The organism is Thiobacillus sp. 65-1402 (assembly GCF_001897685.1).
Taxonomy (GTDB): domain Bacteria; phylum Pseudomonadota; class Gammaproteobacteria; order Burkholderiales; family Thiobacillaceae; genus Thiobacillus.
Map to the genome: position 1 here is coordinate 1 of NZ_MKUG01000073.1, position 17,384 is coordinate 17,384.

Here is a 17,384-nt window from a genome sequence, read left to right on the forward strand (position 1 = left end):
CGCTTGTAACGCAGGATGCAGACCAGCTCGGTGGCCAGCGCCTCGTTCAGCAGCTTGATCACGACGGCGCGGTCGGCCTGGTAGCCGGCGGTGACCGCGCCGTCCTCGATATGCTTGCGCGCGCGGGCGCGCAGGGTCTTGATGTCGGTCAGGAACGGTTGTTGGGTTGCGGGCGCGGTCTTGGCCATGGTGGATTCCTTTCGGTTCGTTGAGTCCTTACCCCAGAGTGGTGTCGAGCAGCATCATGACAACGAAGCCGCCGATGATTCCCAGCGTGGCGGCCTGCTCGTGCCCCTTACGATGGGTTTCCGGAATGATTTCGTGCGATACCACCCAGATCATCGCGCCGGCGGCAAAGCCCAGGCCGGCCGGATAGAGCGGGGCGAAGCCGGAGGTCAAAGCGACGCCGACGATGGCGCCGAGCGGTTCGGCCAGTCCGGTCAACGCGGCCGCGCCGGCGGCCTTCCAGGGCGTGTACGCCACGGTGCGCAGCGCCACCGCCACCACCAGGCCTTCCGGAATATCCTGAATGGCAATCGCCGCGGTCAACGGGATGCCCACCGAGGCGTCGCCGCCGGCGAAGCCGACGCCGATCGCCATGCCCTCGGGGAAGTTGTGCAGGGCGATGGCGAACACCATCAGCCAGACGCGGCGCAACTGCATCCAGTCGGGGCCGTGGCGGCCGGCGCCGGGGTGTTCGTGCGGCACCGCCTTGTCGGCCAGCAGCAGGAACAGCGCGCCCAGCACCAGCCCGGCGGCAACGATGGCCGCGCCGGCTGGCTTGCTGCCGAGAATGCCGGTGCCGGCGGCGACCCCCGGAAGGATCAGCGAGAAACACGAGGCGGCCGCCATCACGCCCGCCCCGAAGCCGAGCATGACGTCTTCCCAGCGTGCCGAGATATGGCGAACGAACAGGGCGGGCAGGGCGCCCGCGGCGGTGGCGAGCGCCGCAATTGCCGAGCCGGCCAGCGCCTGCCCCATCGGGGTGCCGATGCGGGCGCCGCCCTGCACTACGGCCACCCACGCCAGCCCGCTCAACAGGGCAACAGCCAGCGCGCTGCCGCCGTGCCGCGCCGCGCGGGCATGGCGCGGGTCGGCGAGGAAATCCTGCAGGCTGCGGGCGGCGGGATTCATGCGTTCACGCCTGGCCGCGCTGGCGCGGTCCGGCCCATGTCCTGCATTTCGTCATGCGTGCTCGCCATGTCCGGTGCGTTCATGCCTGTTCTCCTCGCCACTGGCGCTGGTCATGCAAGGGCATTGCGGCATGGGGTTCTCCTTCATTTGGCCGGCGCTTGAACGGCGGATGAATTGCATTTAAGACCACAAACGAAAAGTTGTCTCGTGAATAGTCTAGAATCAAACGATTGATAAAACCGAATAAGCGGCATGACCCTGCAAGAGCTCAAGTATCTGGTGGCGCTGGCCGATCACGGTCACTTCGGGCGTGCGGCCGAGTCCTGTTTCATCACCCAGTCGACCTTGTCGACCCAGATCAAGAAGCTGGAAGACTTTCTCGGCGTGACCCTGTTCGACCGCAGCCTCAAGCGCGTCGCGCCGACGCCGATCGGCCGCGAAATCCTGCAGGCGGCGCGCAACATCGTCGAGGAGTCGGAGCGGATCAGGGAGCTGGCCAGGCACGCGCAGGATCCGATGGCGCGCACCGTCCATCTCGGCGTGATCCCCACCCTGGGGCCGTATTACCTGCCGCATGCGCTGACCCTGGTGCACAGGAAATACCCCGGCCTGCGGCTGCTGCTGCGCGAGGAAATGACGCAGCACATCCTGGAGCGCCTCGACGCGGGCACGCTCGACGCGGGCTTGCTGGCGCTGCCGGTCGCCGACGACGGCCTGCGCGTCGAGCCGCTGTTTTACGAGCCCTTTTTTGCCGCCCTGCCGGCGGGCCACCCGCTGGCCAAACGCGACGTCCTGAAGGTGAACGACATCATGGCCGAGAAGCTGCTGCTGCTGGATGAAGGCCACTGCCTGCGCGACCAGGCGCTCGACGTCTGCGGCGGCGGGTCGCGCGGCCGCGAGGAGGTGCGCGCCACCAGCCTGGAAACCCTGCGCCAGATGGTGGGCCTGGGATTGGGCCTGACGCTGCTGCCTGCGCTGGCGGTGGACGCTGCGCCGCGCGCAAGCAAAAAGGCGGTCGAGATCCGTCCGTTCAGGGCACCGCCGCCCGGCCGCACGATTGGCCTGGTGTGGCGCCGCCGCGCGCCGTTTCCCGAAACCTTCGAGCGTCTGGCACTGCTGCTGAAAAGCGCCCTGCCCGGCGGGGTGGAGCCTGTCTGAACATGTCCGGTCTCGACGATCCGCGCGTATTCTTTGCTGCCGAGCGCACGCTGATGGCGTGGAACCGCACCGGCCTCACGCTGATGGCGTTCGGCTTCGTGCTCGAGCGCTTCGGCCTGTTCCTGCACATGCTGCGCCAGGACCCGCACCATGTCGGGCGCGACCTGTCGTTCTGGATCGGCGTTGCCTTCATCAGCCTGGCGTTGCTGGCGATCGGCTTTTCCATCGTGCAGTTCCGGCGCGTGCTGCGGACCCTGAAGCCGATCGAGATCCCCGCGCGCTACTGCACCTGGTCGGGCATGGCGATGAACCTGGCGGTGGTGGTGCTGGGCGTCGCGCTGCTGGCGTACCTGTTTTCCGAGCTGTAGGCGCCGTCAGTCAGTCGGCGGTTTCGATGCGCAAGCGCACGCTGTCGCCCGGCGCGGCATGCACGCCGGGCAGGCGCAGGGTTTGCCCGGCGATATCCAGAACGGTCAGCCCCGCTTCGTGCGCAAGCACGCGCGCGCGATGCGCCGGTGCGATTCCCAGGCGCGCCAGCCCGCCCGCCGCCGCGCCCTGCCAGACGATACGCCCGGCCTCCAGGCACAGCAGATGGTCGGCCAGCCGGGCGACCTCTTCCGCCGCATGGCTGACATACAGCAGCGGGATTGCCAGGCTGCGGTGCAGCCGGTCGAGATACGGCAGGATGTCGGCGCGTGCGCCTGCGTCGAGTGCAGCCAGCGGCTCGTCCATCAGCAGCAGCCGCGGGCTGGACAGCAGCGCGCGGCCGATCGCCACGCGCTGGCGCTGCCCGCCCGACAGCTGGTGCGGACGATGCGCAATCAGCGGCGTCAGTCCCAGCCACTCAACCACCTCGTCCCACTGGATGGTGCGCTCCCCCGGCGGCACGCGCCGCCAGCCGTATTCCAGGTTGGCGCGCACCGACAGGTGCGGAAACAGGCTGGCCTCCTGGAAGACATAGCCGAGTGCGCGGCGATGGGTGGGAACGAAGACGGAGTCGTCCTGCCAGACCTCGCCGTCCACGACGAGGCGCCCGGGCGCGCGGGAAAGCCCGGCGATCAGCCGCAGCAGCGTCGTCTTGCCCGAGCCGGACTGGCCGAACAGGGCGGTGACGCCGTGCGACGGCAGGCTGAAATTTGCGTCGAGCGAAAATTCGCCGAGCCTGGTGCGGAACCGCCCTTCGATCAGGCTCACGTCGGGGTCCGCTGCCAATGCCCGCTGTAGCGGCCCAGCATCAGCAGCACGAGGAAGGAAAAAGCGACCAGCCCGGCCGCCAGCAGGTGCGCATCGGCGTATTCGAGCGCCTCGACATGGTCGTAGATCGCCACCGACAAGACCCGCGTCTCGCCCGGAATGTTGCCGCCCAGCATTAGCACCACGCCGAATTCGCCTACGGTGTGGGCGAATGTGAGCACCGCTGCGGTGATGAAGCCGGGGCGGGCCAGGGGCACGGCGACGCTGGCGAAACGGTCCCATGGCGAGGCGCGCAGGGTCGCGGCCACTTCGAGCGGCCGCGTGCCGATGGCGGCAAACGCATTGGCGATCGGCTGCACCGCGAACGGCAGCGAAAAAATGACCGATCCCACCACCAGTCCCGCAAAAGTGAAGGGCAGGGTCGCCACCCCGAGCTGCTGCATCCATTGGCCGACGGCGCCCTGTGGCCCCAGCAGCACCAGCAGGTAAAACCCCAGTACCGTCGGCGGCAGCACCAGCGGCAGCGATACCAGCGCGGTGACCGCCGCACGCAGGCGCGCGTGGGTGTGGGTCAGCCACCATGCCAGCGGCGTGGCGATCAGCATCAACAGCACGGTCGTGACCGACGCCAGCTTCAGCGTCAGCAGGATGGCCGTGGTGTCGAGCGGCGCCAGTGGCATGGCTTACAGCTCGTAGCCGTAGCTGCGGATGACGGTTTGCGCCTCGTGGCTCTTGAGGAAATCGAGCAGGGCGCGCGCCGCCGCATTGGCTGCGCCGCGCTTCAGCAGGGCGGCGTCCTGGCGGATCGGCGCATGCAGCGCGGGCGGCACCAGCCATGCCGAGCCGCCGGTGAGCTTGCCGTCCTGCCAGACCTGCGACAGCGCGACGAAGCCGAGCTCGGCGTTGCCGCTGGCGACGAACTGGTATGTCTGGCCGATGTTCTCGCCCATCACGAGCTTGTCCTTCGCCTGCCCGGCGAGCCCGAGTTTTTCCAGCACCTGCAGGGCGGCGGCGCCGTAGGGCGCGAGCCTGGGGTTGGCCACCGCGAGCCTGTTGTAGGCGCCGCGGCGCAGCAGCGCGTCGCTGCCGTCGAGCCTGGACGCGTCGGCGCTCCACAGGGCGAGCTTGCCGACCGCATAGGTCTGCGTGCGCACCGCGTCGCCTTCGCGCAGCAGGCGGGCCGGCGTCTCGTCGTCGGCGGCGAGCAGCACGTCGAACGGCGCGCCGTTCTTGATCTGCGCGTAGAACTTGCCGGTCGAGCCCGACGACAGGGTGAGCGCGTGGCCGCTCGCCTGTTCGAAGCGGGCGCTCAGTGCCTTCATCGGCGCGGCGAAGTTGGCGGCAACGGCGATATGCGCCGTGTCTGCGGCGGCAGGCAGGCTGGCGGCTGCGGACAGCGCCAGGACGGACGCCAGTTTCTTGAATGCGCGTGTCATGACGGTCTCCCGGGCAAGGGGCATGTTTCGATATGTTCAGTATGTCATATCGAATGGAAAAACAACAAGCGCGGCATGTCCACGACCCGCGCCCAACCGTCCAGTCGCCATCGAAGTGTCGATAGGCCTTGAGCTTGCCGAGCGCCGGCAGGGGGGGGCGCAGCTTCAGTCGCCGGTCCGAAGATGCCGGGCCAGCTGGGCCATGTCCGCTTCGGTGGCCTGGCGGGCGCGGGTTTCCAGGCGGCGGTACAGGGCGATCACCTCGCCGGCCAGCGGCGTGAGCTGCGCCCCGCCACCGTGCGCGCCGCCCTTGCTGGCTTCGACCAGCGGCTGGGCGAAGCAGCGGTTCATGGTGTCGACCAGGTGCCAGGCGCGTTTGTAGCTCATGCCCATGGCGCGGCCGGCGGCGGCGATGGAGCCGGTGTCGCGGATGGCTTCGAGCAGCTGCACCTTGCCGGGGCCGAGCGCGATGTCGTCGCCGAGGATGAGGCGGAAGGCGAGACGCGGCGTCATGCTGCGCTGAGCGCCGGGCGGATGCCGGGCAGGCGGGCAAAGCTGTCGCGCTTCACGGTTTCGATGAAGTCGGCGACATAGGCGCGTGTCGCGTCGGCTGCGCGCACCGCGGCGTAAAGCTCCGCCCACAGGCCGTGTTTGCCGATGCCGCGCGCGGCGACGTAGCCGCGTTCGAGATAGGGCGCGACTGCCCAGGCGGGCAGCGCGGCCAGTCCGCGGCGGCTGGCGACCAGTTGCAAAATCGCCACCGTCAGCTGCGCCTCGCGGCGCGGCGGCTTGATCCCCGCCGGCGCGAGCACGCGGCGGATCAGGTCAAGGCGGTCTTCCGGCACCGGATAGGTGATCAGGGTGTGGCCGGCGAAGTCGCCCGCGGCCAGCCATTTCCTGGCGGCCAGCGGATGCGCCGGCGGCAGCAGCGCCAGCATCTCGAAGCCGAACAGCGGCGCATGGAAAATACCCGGGCGCGGCGCGGCTTCGGAGGTGATGACGAGGTCGGCGCGGCCATCCAGCAGCAGCCCCACCGGATCGGCCTGAAAGCCGCCCAGGAGGTCGAGTTCCACCCCCGGCCAGACGTCGCGGTAGCGGTCCATCGCCGGCATCAGCCAGTCGTAGCAGGTGTGGCATTCCACCGCGATGCGCAGTTCGCCGGCGTCGCCGTCCTTCAGCTTGGCGAGGTCGCGCAGCGCCGCGTCCGCCAGCGGCAGCGCGGCATGCGCCAGGGCCAGCAGGCGCCGCCCGGCGGCGCTGAGCTGCAGCGGGCGCACCGCACGCTCGACCAGCGGCAGTCCCAGGGCTTCCTCCAGCGCCTTCAGCTGATGCGACACCGCCGATTGCGTGAGATGCAGGCGCTCGGCGGCGGCAGTCAGCCCGCCGGTTTCCGCCACCGCCTGCAGCAGCCGCAGGTGGCGCAGCTCGATATGATGATTGTTCATGGAGACAATGAAAAACATTCGTTTGTCTCATGGTATCCGCATCGGCATCATGGCGTCCATCGTTCATTGGGAGCACGCACATGGCACTGGCACACGTACTGGGGGTTCCGCGCATCGGGCCGAACCGCGAACTGAAATTTTCACAGGAAGCCTACTGGCGCGGCGAAATCGATGCAGCCGCGCTCAAGGCGGTGGGCAGCGGCATTCGCCAGGCCAACTGGCAGCGGCAGCATGCGGCCGGACTGGATTTCGTCACCGTGGGGGATTTTGCGTTTTACGACCAGATGCTGAACCACGTCGCGCTGCTGGGTTGCGCGCCGGCGCGCTTCGGTTTCGGCGAGGCGCTCGATCTTGCGCAGTATTTCCAGCTGGCGCGCGGCAATGCCGACTGCCATGCGATGGAAATGACCAAGTGGTTCGACACCAACTACCACTATCTGGTGCCCGAACTCAAACCGGACAGCCGATTCTCGCTGGACACCGGCTGGCTGTTCGACGAAGTGGCGGAGGCGCAGACCGCCGGGTTCAACGCCAAGCCCGTGCTGATCGGCCCGCTCAGTTTCCTGTGGCTGGGCAAGGAAAAGACCGCCGGCTTCGACCGCCTCGAGCTGCTCGACCGGCTGCTGCCGGTCTATGCGCAGATTCTGGCGCGGCTGAAGGCGCAGGGGGTGGAGTGGGTGCAGATCGACGAGCCGATCCTGAGCCTGGATTTGCCGTCCCGCTGGCGCGCCGCGTTCGAGCGCGCCTACCACCATCTGAATGCGACGGGGGTGAAGCTGCTGCTCGCCAGCTATTTCGGACCGCTGCGCGAGAACCTGCTGGTGGCGTTGAAACTGCCGGTGGCCGGGGTGCACGTCGATTGCGTGCGCGGCGGCGACGAGCTGGCCCAGGTGATCGACTGGCTGCCCGCCACCAAGGTGCTGTCGGCAGGCGTGATCGACGGCCGCAATATCTGGAAGAGCGATCTGAATGCCGTGTTCGAGCGCTTTGAAGGCCTGCATCAGCGGCTGGGCGAGCGGCTCTGGCTTGCCCCCTCGTGCTCGCTGCTGCACGTACCGGCGAGCCTGGCGGGGGAAGACCGGCTGGATGCGGAGCTGAAGAGCTGGCTGGCGTTCGCCGACGAAAAAATCGCCGCGCTGGCCACGCTCAAAACCGCATTCAACGAGGGCCGCCAGGCAGTGGCCGCGACGCTGTCCGACAATGCCCGGGCGCTGGCTTCGCGCCATGCCTCGCAGCGGGTGCACGATGCAGCGGTGGCGGCGCGGCTGGCCGCGCTGACGCCCTTGCACGATGTGCGCAACAATCCGTTCCCGGCGCGCCAGGCGCTGCAGCGCGAGCGCTTCAGGCTGCCGGCCTTTCCCACCACGACCATCGGCTCGTTCCCGCAGACGGCGACGATACGCAGCGCCCGCGCGCGCTTCAGGAAGGGCGAGATCGGCGCCGCCGACTACGCGGCCGCGATGCAGCGCGAGATCCGTCACGCCGTCGAAAAACAGGAGGCCCTGGGGCTCGACGTCCTGGTGCACGGCGAAGCCGAGCGCAACGACATGGTCGAATATTTCGGCGAACAGCTGGCCGGCTTCGCGTTTTCGCAGAACGCCTGGGTGCAGTCCTACGGCAGCCGCTGCGTGAAACCGCCGGTCATATACGGCGACGTGTCGCGCCCGCAGCCGATGACGGTGGGCTGGACGCGCTATGCCCAGTCGCTCACCGGAAAGCCGATGAAAGGCATGCTGACCGGCCCGGTGACGCTGCTGCAGTGGTCGTTCGTGCGCGACGATCAGCCGCGCGCGGCCACCGCCCTGCAGATTGCGCTGGCGATCCGCGACGAGGTGGTCGATCTCGAGGCGGCCGGCATCGGCATCATCCAGATCGACGAGCCCGCCTACCGCGAAGGCCTGCCGCTTCGGCGCGCCGACTGGCCGGCCTATCTCGACTGGGCGAGCCGCGCGTTCCGCATCAGCGCATCCGGGGTGAACGACGCCACCCAGATCCACACCCACATGTGCTATTCGGAGTTCAACGACATCCTGCCGGCGATTGCGGCGATGGATGCGGACGTCATCACCATCGAAACCAGCCGTTCGGACATGGAACTGTTGCGCGGCTTCGGCGATTTCGACTATCCCAACGAAATCGGCCCCGGCGTCTACGACATTCACAGCCCGCGCATTCCCGATGCCGGGGAAATGGTCCGCCTGCTGGAGAAGGCCGCGCAGGTGATCGCGCCCGAGAAGCTCTGGGTCAATCCCGACTGCGGGCTGAAAACGCGCGGCTGGGCTGAAACCGAGGCGGCGCTTTCGCATATGGTGGCGGCGGCCCGAAGCTTGCGGCAGCCGCGCCGGGAGGCGGCGGCACGCTAAGCGTCCCCGCGGGCGCAGGCCTGCGGGGCTTCTCCGGCCGCCGTCGAGTCTGCCGGCGGCACGAGACCGCCGCCGCGGAGCCGGCCCGTTCAGTCTTTGTCGCGAGCTTTGCCGTGGCCACGCTGATGGTCCTGGTCCTGGCTCGTTTCCGCCGGGCAAGACGCGCTGATCATGATGGTGCGGTCGACGCCGCTGGCGGGATGCTGCACGTTGACGTAGGCGACATTCGGCCTGAACCTGTCGAAGTACAAGCCGCTGCTTTCGGCGCCGGCGGTCGACAGGCTGGCCCACTTGCCGATGGCCTCGGCGACGCCGTCGCCGTTCTCGTCGCTGGCGAACCAGATGTCTGCCACGCCGCCCGGCTGGTCTTCCACGATATAGATATTGCCTTCGGCGTCGATCGCCAGGTTGTCCGGGTTCTTGAAGGCGCTGCCGGCGGGCTGGCCGGTGGCCATGTCCCGCGTGTTCTGGCTGGCGAACAGCTTGACCGTGCCGCGCGCCAGGTCGATGGCGAATACCTTGTGGTTGGTGGTGGCGGCGACGAACAGCATCTGCCCGCCGTCCTTCAGGCTTTTGATTTCCAGATCCTCCTGGCGGTCGAACCTGATGCCGCGGAAAGCCGGCAGCTTCGGCGTGGCGCGGCCGTCGATCGCGACGAGGCCGTTGGGGTCGGCGACGACGACGGCGCCGGGCAGGGCAACGCCGTTGACGTCGGTGAGCGGAATCCAGGTGGCGGCGCCGGTGGCTTCTGCAACCGTGCCGTCGCCCACGCGCAGCACGAAGGTCTGGCCGGCGGCAAAGTAGTCGTCGCCGCGGGTCGCATCCGGGTTGACTGAGACGAACTTGAAGAGGTGGCTGTCGTTGCGCTCGTCGATGAAATACAGGTTGTTGTCCCGGTCGAACGCCAGGCCTTCGTGCGCGACGCGCGGCAGAATGGCACGGTGGACGAGGTTGATGTCGGCCGGGTCGGCAAGCGGATTGGTCACTTCGAACAGGCGGCCGTAGGGGCTGGCCGGGGCGGCCGGATCGCTCCACGATTCTTCGGCGGTGAGGAAGCTGCCCCACGGGGTCCAGCGCGATGCATCGAACGCCACGTGGCTGTTCAGCGCGGGGGCTGCGGCCGGGCTGGACCAGATGGTGGCGGTGATCATGGTGCGCAGGTCGGTGCGCTGGATGCCGGCCTGGCCGGTTTCAAACACGGTGAACAGGTAGCGGCCGGCGTCGGGGCCGGTTTCGTTTGCGGTGTGCATGTCGTAGCTGCCGCTGTCGAAGCGCCTGGCCTGGGCGACGTCGCGGGCAACGATGGTCGTCTGGCTGAAATGGGGCGAGGACAGCCTGTAGGGCGCCGCCTCGGGCAGGGTGCCGGCGCCGACATCGCCGGCCAGGGGCGTGAAGTGGCTGAACGGCGTGCCGGCGGCGAAAGCCGGCGAAGCTGCCAGAGCCAGGCCGATTGCGAGCGAGCGTTGCTTGAGCGTCATGTTGCGTTTCCCTTGATCGTTGAGTGAAGGCCGCACCGGCATCCGTTCGATTCGCCGTTTGAGACATGCGCCGACCGGTTCAGTGCACGGCCATCCTGGCGAGCCGATGTGTCATGCCTATTTCACCTGCCGCATGAAGCCGATCCTGTCCTGCCCGCGCGGCGCGGAACTTGCGCCTGCCTTTCGCAGTCCGCAGCGGGACTCGTTTAGAATCTTGCCACCTTGAAACCCGTTCCGTATCGCCTCTTGTTGTGCGCGTCGCTTGCGCTGCTGCCGTCGTGGGGGCGTGCGGCCGAGCTCGATCTGCCCGCGCGCGCCGGCACCTTCTGGCGGCAGCCTGGCGCGCTGTCGGTTCCCGCACCGGCAGCGCACACCGATACCGTGCGCTTTGCCAGCCTGGCCGCGCTGACCGAGCATGCGCTGCGCGAACGCACGGAATCGCGCGCCGCCTGGTTCGGCATCCAGGCCGAGGCGGCGCGGCTGGATGCCGCCGCGGCCGCCAACTGGCCCACGCTCAGCGGCCAGTTCAACTTCACCCAGAGCCGCGCGCTGTCCAGTTCGGGGGCGTCGGTGCCCGCGCTCCATCGCTACGGCCCCAGCCTCAGTCTGGCCTACGTGCTGGTCGACTTTGGCGCGCGCGCCGCCGGCATCGAAGCCCAGCGTTACCAGCTCATCGCCAGCCTGCTGAACAGCAACCGCAGCTTGCAGGACACCGTCGCCGAGGTCGAGGCCGCCTATTTTGCGGTGCTTGCCGCGCGCGCGCAGGAGGCTGCGCAGGTTCAGCAGGAGGCCGCCCTGCGCGCCAGCCTCGATGCGGTCGAGGTCAGGTTGCGCGGCGGCCTGGCGGCACGCGCCGACCAGCTGCGTGCGCGTGCCGCCCTGAGCGAGGCGCAACTCGCGCGCCAGACCGCCGAGCGCGATCACGCCAAGGCCATGGCCGCATTGAAGCAGGCCGCCGCTATTGCGCAGACGCAAACGCTGGAACTGGACTGGGAAACCGCGCTGCCCGATACGCTGACAGCCGGCATCCTGCTGGCCGATCTGCTGCACGAGGCGCAGCGCAACCGCCCCGATCTGCAAGCCCTGCAGGCCGCCGCGGCCAGCGCGCGTGCCGAGGCCGAACGCGCGCGCGCGGCGCGCTGGCCGAGCCTGTCGCTGGCCGCCAGCGGCGGCCGCACCTTTTTCCTCGAGGACGAGCGGACGCCGTCCACCACCTATAGCGTCGGCCTGAACCTGTCCGTGCCCCTGTTCGACGGCGGCCGGCTGGCGGCGCAGGCGCGCGCCGCCGGGCGCGATGCCGAGCGGCTGCAGGCCGAGGCCGACGGCCTGCGCAGCCAGGTGGCGCTGAGCGTGACCGAGGCGTACCACGACGTGCGCCACGCGCAGGGCCGGCGCGACGGCGTGGCGGTGCAGTTCGACAGCGCCAGCGAATCGGCGCGTGCCGCCGAGGCGCGCTACGCCGCCGGGGTCGGCAGCCTGCTCGAACTGCTGACCGCGCAGGCCGACCTGGCGCGCGCACGGCAAAGCGCCGCGCAGGCCGACGCCGACTGGCTGGCGGCCTTTTCCCGTTTGAACCATGCCCTGGGCCGTCTGCCCGGCGCCTCTCCTGCGAACCCGCCATGAAACTCCGTATTCTTGTCATCCTTGTCGTGCTGGCGCTGCTTGCGGGCGTGGCGTATCGCATCCAGAACCAGGCGGGCAGCGACAAGCCGGCCGGCGGGGATCGCGCGCTCAGCGTGAAAACCGTGCCGGTGGCGGTGCGCGATTTCCCCCGCGTGATCGATCTGCCCGGCACGCTGGAAGCCGCCCATCAGGTGGCCATCGTCGCCCAGGCCGGCGGCAGCGTGCTGCAGCAGCATGTGCAGGAAGGCGACAGCGTGCGCGCCGGGCAAGTCCTGCTCAGCCTCGATGCGCGGCCGGCGCAGGCGCGCATCGCGCAAAGCCAGGCGGCGCTGACGGGCGCGCGCGCCGAAACCGCCGAGGCGGAAAAAAAGCGCGAGCGCTTGAGCCCGTTGCTGCAGTCGGGCTACATCAGCCGCCAGGAGTTCGACGACGCGCAGCTGGCGCTGGAAGCCGCCCGCGCCCGCGCCGGCAGCGCCCGCGCCGAACTGGAATCGGCGCGGCTGGAGGTGGCGTATGCGCAGATCCGCGCGCCGATTGCCGGACGCGTCGGCCGCATCATGGTGCGGCCGGGCAGCCTGGTGCAGGCGGGGGGCGAGCCGCTCACCACGCTCCTGGCCCCCGGAACGCTCGACGTGCGCGCCAGCGTGGCGCAGCAGGACTGGCCCGAACTGGCGGCGGCGCGCGTGCAGGGCAAAGTGACGGCCGAGATCGCGCTCGATGCGGACGCGTCGGTGCAGGCCCGGGGCGAGCTCGTCTTCGTCGACGCGCAGATCGACGCCGCCACCGGCGCGGTGCCGGTCAAGGTACGGCTGGCCGCGACGCCTCCCGCGCTGCTGTCGGGACAGGGGGTGCGGGTGCGCCTGCTGCTGGGCGTTGAGCCGGACGCCAAGGTGGTGCCGGAAGCGGCGCTGCAGCACGCGCAGGAAGGCACCTATGTCTATGTGGTGCGCGGCGGCAAGGCCGTGGTGCAGCCGGTGAAGCTGGTCCGCAGCCTGGACGGCGAACATGTGGTTGCGGGCGAACTCGCCGCCGGCGAGCCGGTGCTGATCGAGATTCCGCAGCGGCTCAAGGCGGGCGGCAAGGTCAGGCTCGAAAGCGCGCCCCGATGAATCTGTCGCGGCTGTTCATCGAGCGTCCGGTCGCCACCCTGATGCTGGTGCTGGCGCTGGCGCTGTTCGGTGCGCTCGCTTACAGGATGCTGCCGGTGAACGATCTGCCGCAGGTGGACTTCCCCACGCTGCGCATCTCGGCTTCGCTGCCGGGCGCCAATCCGGAGACCATGGGCAACACCGTGGCGACGCCGCTGGAGCGGCAGCTGGCGACGGTGGCGGGAATCGAGTCGATGAGCTCGCAGTCGAGCCAGGGATCGACCAATATCACCCTGCAGTTCGAACTCGGGCGCGACATCGACGCCGCCGCGCAGGACGTGCAGACCGCGATCGCGCAGGCGGCGCGCAATCTGCCCCAGGGCATGGACCCGCCGCAGCTGCGCAAGATCAACCCGGCCGATTCGCCGATCCTGTATCTGGCGCTGTCGGCCGAACGGCTGCCGCTGACCGAACTCGACGCCATCGCCGATTCGCGGGTGGCGCAGCGCCTGTCCGGCTTGAGCGGGGTGGCGCAGGTGCTGGTGTTCGGGTCGCAGAAATACGCGCTGCGGCTGTATCTCGACCCCGCCAGGCTGCAACAGCGCGGCCTGACCTTCGCCGATGTCATCGCCGCCGTGCAGGGCGCCAACGCCAACCTGCCGTCCGGCACCCTCGACGGCGCCACCCGCGCCTACACGGTGAAGGCGCCGGTGGCGCTCGCCAATGCGGCCGACTTCGGCGACATCGTGGTGGCCTATCGCGACGGCGCCGCGCTGCGGGTGAAAGACCTCGGCCGCGCGGTCGACAGCGTGGAAAACGACAAGGCGCGCACCTGGTACAACGGCACCCGCGCCATCGTGCTGGCGGTGCAGCGCCAGCCGGGGGCGAACACGGTCGAGGTCGCCGACCGCATCCGCGCGATGCTGCCGCAGATCGAGGCCGAGTTGCCCGACGGCGTGCGCCTGCAGGTGCATTTCGACCGCTCGCGCTTCGTCAAGGACTCGCTGCACGAGGTCAACTTCACCCTGGTACTGGCACTGGCGCTGGTGATCCTGGTCATCTTCGCCTTCCTCCACAACCTGCGCGCCACCCTGATCGCCGCGCTGGTGCTGCCGAGTTCGCTGCTCGGCACCTTCGCCTTCATGCACCTGCTGGGCTACAGCCTCAACAACCTCTCGCTGATGGCGATCACGCTGGCGATCGGCTTCGTGGTCGACGACGCCGTGGTGGTGATCGAGAACATCGCGCGCCATCTGGAGATGGGGAAATCGCGCATGCAGGCCGCGCTCGACGGCGCGCAGGAGATCGGCTTCACCGTGCTGTCGATGACGATCTCGCTCGCCGCGGTGTTCCTGCCGATCCTGTTCATGGGCGGCATGATCGGCCGGCTGTTCCAGGAATTCGCGGTCAGCATCGGCGTCGCCGTGCTGCTGTCCGGCGTGGTCGCGCTGACGCTCACGCCGATGCTGTGCGCGCGCGGGCTGGCGCACGCGCCGCCCGGCAATCCGCTGTCGCGCATGTTCGACGCCGGCTTCAACCGCTTCCGCGATTTTTACGGCGCCACCCTGCGCGCCAGCATGCGCCATCGCGGCGCGATGCTGCTGGTGTCGCTGGCGGTGCTGGGCGCGATGCTGTGGCTGGCCGGTCAGGTCAAGCAGGGCTTCATTCCGCGCGTCGACTCGGGGATGATCTTCGCCAGCATCCAGTATCCCGAGGGCATCCCGTTCGAGGAGCTGAGCGCGCGCCAGCAGAAAATCGCCGCCATCGTGCAGCGGCATCCCGCGGTCGAAGGCCTGACCTCCTCGGCCGGGCAGGGCGGCGGCGGCGTGACCGGCGGCAACGTCGGCCGGCTGGTGATCCGATTGACGCCGCGCGGCGGCCGCCCCGGCGCTGACCAGGTGATCGAGGAGCTGCGCGCGCAGACCCGCAAGGTGAGCGGCGTCAACGTCACGCTGCAAAACCCGGCCTCGATCAACGTCGGCGCGCTGGCGTCGAGCAGCGACTACCAGCTGACGCTGACCGCGGGCGACTTCGAGGCGCTGAAAACCGCCTCCGCCGCGGTCGAAAAGCGGCTCGACGCGCTGCCGCAGATCGAGGACGTCAACAGCAACCTGGAGCTGCGCAACCCGGAGCTGCGCGTCAGCCTCGATCAGATCGAGGCCGCGCGCCTCGGCGTGACCGCGCAACAGGTCCAGCAAACCCTGTACGACGCGCTGGGGGGACGCCGCATCAGCGAAATCTACGGCGCCAGTGACCAGTACGTGGTGAGCGTCAAGGCGCTGCCGGAAGCCCAGCTCAACCCGGCGGTGATCGGCCAGCTGCCGCTGAAAACCGCGGCAGGCACGCTCACCCGGCTCGATGCGGTGGCGCGGGTGGAAGCCGGAGTCGGGCCGATCGCGGTGTATCACTATGGCCAGCAGCCCGCCGTCACGCTGTCGTTCAACCTCGCGCCGGGCGTCTCGCTCGACGCTGCGCTGGCGGCCGCCTACGAGGCGGCAAGGGAAGTCGTGCCGGCGGAGGTGGCGCTGGAATTCACCGGCGCCGCGCAGAAATTCCAGGAATCCACGCTGCAGCTGCCGCTGCTGCTGCTGTTCACCGTCGTCGTCATTTACATGGTGCTGGCGGTGCTGTACGAACACCTCGGGCATCCGCTCACCATCCTCACCGCGCTGCCGCTGGCAGGCGCAGGCGCCCTGCTGGTGCTGCTGCTGCTGGACGAGGAGCTCAACATCTTCAGCTTCGTCGGCATCATCCTGCTGGTCGGCCTGGTGAAGAAGAACGGCATCATGATGATCGACTTCGCGCTCACCCGGCAGCGCGCCGGGGCGAGCGCGGAGGACGCCATCGTCGAAGCCAGCCTCACGCGTTTGCGCCCGATCATGATGACCACCTTCGCCGCGATTTTTGCCACGCTGCCGATCGCCATCGGCTTCGGCGCCGGCGGCGAGGCGCGCCGGCCGCTCGGCATCGCGGTGGTCGGCGGCCTGCTGTTCTCGCAGTTCCTCACGCTCTACATCACGCCCACCTTCTACGTCAGCATGGCGCGGATGGAAGCGGCCCTGAAAAGCTGGCGTGCCAGGCCGGCCTGATCAGACGAACCAGGCCAGCGCGGCATAGCGCGCCAGCTTACCCAGCGTCACCAGCAGCAGAAAGCTCCCCACACTCACGCGCAGCACCCCGGCGACCAGGCACAGCGGGTCGCCGACCAGCGGCAGCCACGCCAGCAGCAGACTGGGACGGCCGAAACGGCTGAACCAGCGCTCGGCGCGCGCGACGTGGCGCTCGGTTTTTTCGCTGGTGCGGTTCACCGCCCGCCGGCCGAACCGCCCGATGCCGTAGGTGACGAGGCTGCCGAGCACATTGCCGGCAGTGGCGGTCGCCACGCTGGCCAGCGGGTCGGCCCCCTGGTGCAGGCGATACAGCAGCAGGGCTTCGGAGCCGCCGGGGAGCAGGGTGGACGACAGCAGCGCCGATCCGAACAGGGTCCAGTCCATCAGCGGTCGACCGCCCTGGATTCAGGCGCGGCGGCGGATCGGACGGGGCGTGGCGGGCGATGCATGGCGGTTCCGGTGAATGGCGGGCCGGCAAGTGTGGCACAGCCGGCACGCGGAAAGGCAACAACGATTGATATCCTCAATCGTTGTTATCAGGATTATCCGTTGGATCGATTTATCGATAACCCCTAACATCGTTCCTGTCTTGATCGACAACGCAAATCAACCAAACAGGAGCGCATCATGCAGAACACGAAGTCCCCGACCATCCAGAACCTCGAAGCCGCCTTCGCCGGCGAGTCGATGGCCCACATCAAGTACCTGTGGTTCGCCCGCCAGTGCCGCAAGGCCGGCGACGAAGCGACCGCCCGGGTGTTCGAGGACACCGCGGCGCAGGAAATGCTGCACGCCTTCGGCCACGCCGAACTGCTGTTCGCCGACGAAACCATGACGCCGGCCAAGTGCCTGCAGTACGCGATCGAGGGTGAGACCCATGAGTACACCGAGATGTACCCGAAGTTCCGCCACGAGGCGATGCAGGAAGGACATGATGCCGCGGTGGCTGAGATCGACGAGCAGATCGCCGAATCGAAGGAGCACGCCGAGATGTTCAGGGCCGTGCTGGACAAGGCCGCCAAGCGCTTCGCCGCGCTGGCCAAGGTGGAAGAGAAGCACGCGAAGCACTACCAGGCGCAGAAGGACGCGATTGCGGCCTGAACGGATCAGCCGAACACCATTTAACTGAATTGAAAGGACCCATCATGAAAGCTTGGCAATGCATTGTTTGCGGTTACATCTACGACGAAGCCCAGGGCGATCCGGAGCATGGCATCGCCCCCGGCACCCGCTGGGAGGACGTGCCGGAGAGCTGGGAATGCCCGGACTGCGGCGTCTCGAAAGCGGATTTCGAGATGGCTGAAGTCACCGCCGCCTGAGCCTCGTCGCCATCCCCGGGGCCGCGCCCGCCGCGG

Annotated in this window: 16 protein-coding genes and 1 pseudogene; 8 read left to right on the forward strand and 9 right to left on the reverse strand. The window is 68.7% G+C overall.

Going from position 1 to position 17,384, the window contains the following annotated elements; genetic code table 11:
• A pseudogene (locus BGO62_RS06080) lies at positions 1-188 on the reverse strand (bacterioferritin); the annotation flags it as partial.
• 28 nt (positions 189-216) lie between these two features.
• Positions 217-1,134, reverse strand: coding sequence for a ZIP family metal transporter (locus tag BGO62_RS06085; RefSeq protein WP_296639566.1), 918 nt, complete (start codon positions 1,132-1,134; stop codon positions 217-219).
• A gap of 252 nt (positions 1,135-1,386) precedes the next feature.
• On the opposite strand from BGO62_RS06085, the gene BGO62_RS06090 reads away from it, so the two are divergent.
• Together BGO62_RS06090 and BGO62_RS06095 are read left to right on the forward strand one after the other, a co-directional pair.
• Positions 1,387-2,292, forward strand: a complete 906-nt coding sequence (locus BGO62_RS06090; protein ID WP_296640242.1) for a LysR substrate-binding domain-containing protein — start codon at positions 1,387-1,389, stop codon at positions 2,290-2,292.
• A gap of 2 nt (positions 2,293-2,294) precedes the next feature.
• A complete protein-coding gene (locus tag BGO62_RS06095) occupies positions 2,295-2,660 on the forward strand; it encodes a DUF202 domain-containing protein (RefSeq protein ID WP_296640244.1) in 366 nt (121 codons plus the stop codon).
• 10 nt (positions 2,661-2,670) lie between these two features.
• On the opposite strand, the gene modC is transcribed toward BGO62_RS06095, so the two are convergent.
• From modC to BGO62_RS06120, 5 genes are all read right to left on the reverse strand, one after another.
• Complete coding sequence (gene modC / locus BGO62_RS06100; RefSeq protein WP_296640245.1) at positions 2,671-3,486, reverse strand: molybdenum ABC transporter ATP-binding protein; 816 nt, start codon at positions 3,484-3,486, stop codon at positions 2,671-2,673.
• Positions 3,483-4,166 carry a molybdate ABC transporter permease subunit gene (gene modB / locus BGO62_RS06105; RefSeq protein WP_296640247.1) on the reverse strand — a complete coding sequence of 228 codons (684 nt, stop codon included), beginning with the start codon at positions 4,164-4,166 and terminating at the stop codon, positions 3,483-3,485. The genes modC and modB overlap by 4 nt, the downstream gene beginning before the upstream one ends.
• A 3-nt stretch (positions 4,167-4,169) precedes the next feature.
• Positions 4,170-4,922, reverse strand: coding sequence for a molybdate ABC transporter substrate-binding protein (gene modA / locus BGO62_RS06110; RefSeq protein ID WP_296640249.1), 753 nt, complete (start codon positions 4,920-4,922; stop codon positions 4,170-4,172).
• Positions 4,923-5,087: 165 nt separating this feature from the next.
• Positions 5,088-5,435 (reverse strand): winged helix-turn-helix domain-containing protein, encoded by a 348-nt coding sequence (locus tag BGO62_RS06115; RefSeq protein ID WP_296640250.1) that lies wholly within the window; start codon positions 5,433-5,435, stop codon positions 5,088-5,090.
• Positions 5,432-6,385 (reverse strand): LysR family transcriptional regulator, encoded by a 954-nt coding sequence (locus tag BGO62_RS06120; protein ID WP_296640253.1) that lies wholly within the window; start codon positions 6,383-6,385, stop codon positions 5,432-5,434. Before BGO62_RS06120 ends, BGO62_RS06115 begins: the two co-directional genes overlap by 4 nt.
• Positions 6,386-6,447: 62 nt before the next feature.
• On the opposite strand from BGO62_RS06120, the gene metE reads away from it, so the two are divergent.
• A complete protein-coding gene (gene metE / locus BGO62_RS06125) occupies positions 6,448-8,730 on the forward strand; it encodes a 5-methyltetrahydropteroyltriglutamate--homocysteine S-methyltransferase (RefSeq protein WP_296640255.1) in 2,283 nt (760 codons plus the stop codon).
• An 89-nt stretch (positions 8,731-8,819) separates the two neighbouring features.
• Here metE and BGO62_RS06130 read toward each other — a convergent pair whose 3' ends face one another.
• The gene (locus BGO62_RS06130; RefSeq protein WP_296640257.1) at positions 8,820-10,208 is read right to left on the reverse strand and encodes an alkaline phosphatase PhoX; all 1,389 of its coding nucleotides are present in this window, start codon (positions 10,206-10,208) and stop codon (positions 8,820-8,822) included.
• Between the two features lie 222 nt (positions 10,209-10,430).
• On the opposite strand from BGO62_RS06130, the gene BGO62_RS06135 reads away from it, so the two are divergent.
• The 3 genes from BGO62_RS06135 to BGO62_RS06145 are packed head-to-tail and all read left to right on the forward strand — an operon-like array spanning position 10,431 to position 16,008.
• On the forward strand, positions 10,431-11,831 hold the full coding sequence (locus BGO62_RS06135) for a TolC family protein (RefSeq protein WP_296640259.1): 1,401 nt from the start codon (positions 10,431-10,433) through the stop codon (positions 11,829-11,831).
• The gene (locus BGO62_RS06140; protein ID WP_296640261.1) at positions 11,828-12,940 is read left to right on the forward strand and encodes an efflux RND transporter periplasmic adaptor subunit; all 1,113 of its coding nucleotides are present in this window, start codon (positions 11,828-11,830) and stop codon (positions 12,938-12,940) included. The genes BGO62_RS06135 and BGO62_RS06140 overlap by 4 nt, the downstream gene beginning before the upstream one ends.
• Positions 12,937-16,008, forward strand: a complete 3,072-nt coding sequence (locus BGO62_RS06145; RefSeq protein WP_296640262.1) for an efflux RND transporter permease subunit — start codon at positions 12,937-12,939, stop codon at positions 16,006-16,008. Before BGO62_RS06140 ends, BGO62_RS06145 begins: the two co-directional genes overlap by 4 nt.
• Here BGO62_RS06145 and BGO62_RS06150 read toward each other — a convergent pair whose 3' ends face one another.
• A complete protein-coding gene (locus BGO62_RS06150; protein ID WP_296640264.1) occupies positions 16,009-16,413 on the reverse strand; it encodes a YqaA family protein in 405 nt (134 codons plus the stop codon).
• A 243-nt stretch (positions 16,414-16,656) separates the two neighbouring features.
• Here BGO62_RS06150 and BGO62_RS06155 point away from each other — a divergent pair, with 243 nt between their 5' ends.
• Together BGO62_RS06155 and BGO62_RS06160 are read left to right on the forward strand one after the other, a co-directional pair.
• Positions 16,657-17,130: a rubrerythrin family protein gene (locus BGO62_RS06155; RefSeq protein WP_296640265.1), complete on the forward strand. Its 474-nt coding sequence runs from the start codon at positions 16,657-16,659 to the stop codon at positions 17,128-17,130.
• A 44-nt stretch (positions 17,131-17,174) separates the two neighbouring features.
• A complete protein-coding gene (locus tag BGO62_RS06160) occupies positions 17,175-17,348 on the forward strand; it encodes a rubredoxin (protein ID WP_296640266.1) in 174 nt (57 codons plus the stop codon).
• Positions 17,349-17,384 lie beyond the last annotated feature (36 nt).